The sequence below is a fragment of the Aphanothece stagnina RSMan2012 genome (assembly GCF_046764815.1).
Taxonomy (GTDB): Bacteria; Cyanobacteriota; Cyanobacteriia; order PCC-6307; family Cyanobiaceae; genus NIES-981.
The window spans coordinates 1-3351 of the sequence record NZ_JBKOUC010000058.1; the positions used below are offsets into that span (position 1 = coordinate 1).

Sequence of the window (3351 nt, forward strand, 5' to 3'; positions counted from 1 at the left end):
GGTTCCGTTAAGGTTATGAACCACCATCCTGTTCTCTTTATCATACACCATGGTGATCGTGCCCGGGTTCACGGAGAGGAGTCGGCCACTCACTCCGGTCAAGTTCCCGTTCAGGTCGTAGGTGTGGGATGCTCGGGTATGGTAAAGGCGTTGAAGTATCTCACGAACGAACATCGATCACTTTTTCAAATATTTTACAATGCAACGCATGCGACTTTCAAACGGCAGCTTCTCGGCCGTTGTATCTAAAGCACTAGTTGTGTTCAAGCGATACGTTAGTCATTTTCATCCGTAAGTGTGCCGTCAAGGACTGCCTTAAGTAACTGCAAGACAGAGGCATCTTTCCACGGAGTTGATGCGGACTCGATCAAGAAGACAACGTGTAGGCCCGATGTAGGATTATAGGCATGCAGATTATAATCGCTTGGGCGAAGTAGACTTCTCGCCCCTATCATTCTAAAGCCTTTGTACTGCTTGGGCGCAAACAATGCCTCTCGCCCGAAACCATATTCGGAAAGTTCTTTAGAAAACACGGATTTCCGATGTGATGCCTGAATTTGAATTAGCATGCTGACAGATATTTTTCCATTTCCTATACCACCGTTGGCTCTACCTCTCCACTGGATGGGAATAGAGGAACGCCATTTTCCTATCTTCCGGGTCTCCCTAAAGACTGGAAAACTCCAAGTTCTGTAAGGCTCGGAAACGGACTGCAGTGACCCTAGTGACACTTCTTTGGATGAAAGGCAACCAAACATAGTAATGCTAGTGCAGAAAGCTAGCAAGAAAATCAGGGGCAATCGGACAAGGTTCACTGCCTATCTCTCCTCGGCAAGACATTAAGAAATTCTTGCGGAAACCAGTCCGGGCCGCAACCGCCTTGCATTCGTGCGGTGAGAAGACAGTCGGCACCCATCACCGAAGACGGAAGAAGACATTCTGCAATACCCTTCAATCGTTCCAGCCCCTTAGCTTTAGTTTGTGCCTCCAGTTTTGCGATCAAGCAAGTAAGGTATTTGATTTCACAACACGCGTTCTGAACCTCGGTATGCTGTGATGCGAGTACAGGATCGCACGGTGATGCATCTCCCTTTATGTTAAGACGCCTTTGATATGATCTGCAAATGATATATTCGATCAATGCGTCTAGTGCCTTTGCATTCAAGTTTTGCGCTAGGCAAGAAAGCACGATGTCGCCTATAGACTTACCGGCTTTGAGGCCTTCATTGACACAGAGGATGTAACTTGTGGATTCCGATGGTTTAGCAGAGTTCTGTGCAATAGCAGCAATATCAAGCAAGTCGCTGCATTTATCGTACTTCCCACTCGGCCAGATCGGAGGCACTGGTTGACGTTGGCTCTTTCGTTTTGAGTTGGCTCCGGTTGGATCTGTGTATCGAATCGGCTGGCCACCCACATACCCAAACGCTGCCTCCTCCGGCCACAGCGGATCGACACTCGTCCACATCCCCATGGGAAAGCCGTAATGACGGGCGCGGACGTAGTGACTCACCCACTCCCGTCGAGTTTCACGGTAGCCAAGGCCACCGACCCAGCCAAAACGACCCACATCGTTCCATTCGGCCCGGGTTTCGCCGTAGGGGTCGTAGCTACGGTCGGCGGTTAGCCAGCCGTCTTTGTAGGTCGCAACTACCGAGCCCAAAGCATTCGTCACCACCGCAACCTGATCCGTCACAGCTCCGCCGTTCGTCGTAATCCGGCGGCGGATGCGGCCATTGGCCGTGATGTAAGTGTTTACGGGCATGTCAACTGCGCTCCTGCAAGTAGTCGGTGCCATCCCACACAAGCGTCGTGGTTCCGGCGGAAGTGATCTCGGCCCGCTTCAGGCCATCGGCAGAAAGTCGCTTTGTTGAATCGATCTGACAAAACATTATCGACAGATTGTCTCCACTTGCCTTCTCAATTCGGGAAGACTGCGCACCCTAACAAGTGCCCTAGCAGGCCGCTCAAGATTTACCGGCTAGGTTAGCGTGTTCGAAGCGACAAATACCTGCCGGTCTTATGGTTCAATTCCAAATGTGACATAATGATATTCTCCCGCATCGGAATACTCAGCACCGGATCCAAGGTACTCAATCGCTCCCGGCTTGTCAGCCGTTGCCGCATCCCAAAGAAGCTCACCATCTTCAGATCGAACTGCCCGAATGATCCCACCGAACTCGCGAGGTGTATGCATCTTCCCATTCTTTTCTTGAAAAACATAGGTGCAATCTGAAGATATAGTACCAGGATCTTCTTTGATTTTAAGCGAAACGCGACCCTGTCTCCTTATCTTCTCTACCGTTTCCCTGGAAAGGATGAAGTCTTGATTGAGTGGACCTAAAATCAGGCAGATCGCGGGCCGAGAGGCGATCGCTCCGCACCAGGCAAAGCATCCGAGTGTCACCACAATAGCAAGGCCAAAACCTAGCTTCCGCATCTAGCATGAACCTCCGCAGCACTTCGGGCCTTTAGCTCCTACTCCCTCGAAGAATCGTAAAGATGATCCGTGCAGGAGACCGGTAGTGAACGAGGCATGGGCAGATCGGTAGTTGTACTGAGAAATCGGATGAGAACCTACACCTACTCTAGTAAGCCAGTCTGGAAAATCTGTATGATCTAGCTTTCCCCAAACATTAACGAGATCACCGACTGCAACGAACTCGATCTGGACGTCCATCACAATAGGTGGCAAAATTGCCTTTAGAGGCCCAAACCCCGGAAAGACTCTGGGACCCGGCATTGGGGGCGGCCCTGAAAATACGAATGGCCTACTTAACGGCACGCCCAGTTGCCCCTTAAGATTAAACGATACAGACGATACGCAGCCGTTCGCCGTCCGTTTTCTCATGTCAAATTTGGAAGTGCCTCGTGCTCTAAACAGCATACGACCGCTAGCGTCAGCAAACTCACTCCACCCAATATTCTGCCTTACGTTTGGTCCTGATCTGCCAATCCCGCAACTGTCAAGACTTACCTCAGCCCATAATTTACAATCCAGCGGAGTAGTGCGTGACGGAGGAAATGTCATCGAGTTCGTATTTCCATAGAGAGGTATCCCTGGCAATGCTTGAAACCACTTGCCGTGTCGAACAGCTCGATGACGCGAGATGTACGCACAGATCTGGACAAATATCCGTTCTAGCCCACTTGGGTCGACAGCTGCAAGAGTCATACCCCCCACATACCCAAACGCCGGCTCCGACGGCCACAGCGGATCGACGCTTGTCCACATCCCCATGGGAAAGCCGTAATGACGGGCGCGGACGTAGTGACTCACCCACTCCCGCCGAGTTTCGCGGTAACCAAGGCCACCCACCCAGCCAAAACGACCCACATCGTTCCATTCCG

The 3351-nt window shown here is 51.2% G+C and carries 2 protein-coding genes; both read right to left on the bottom strand.

All coding sequences use genetic code 11. The features are described 5' to 3' along the window. Nucleotides 1-811: 811 nt before the first annotated feature. Nucleotides 812-1765 (bottom strand): RHS repeat domain-containing protein, encoded by a 954-nt coding sequence (locus tag ACLNEE_RS16580; RefSeq protein ID WP_412007418.1) that lies wholly within the window; start codon nt 1763-1765, stop codon nt 812-814. A 255-nt stretch (nt 1766-2020) separates the two neighbouring features. After that, a complete protein-coding gene (locus tag ACLNEE_RS16585) occupies nt 2021-2440 on the bottom strand; it encodes a hypothetical protein (RefSeq protein WP_411424801.1) in 420 nt (139 codons plus the stop codon). Nucleotides 2441-3351 lie beyond the last annotated feature (911 nt).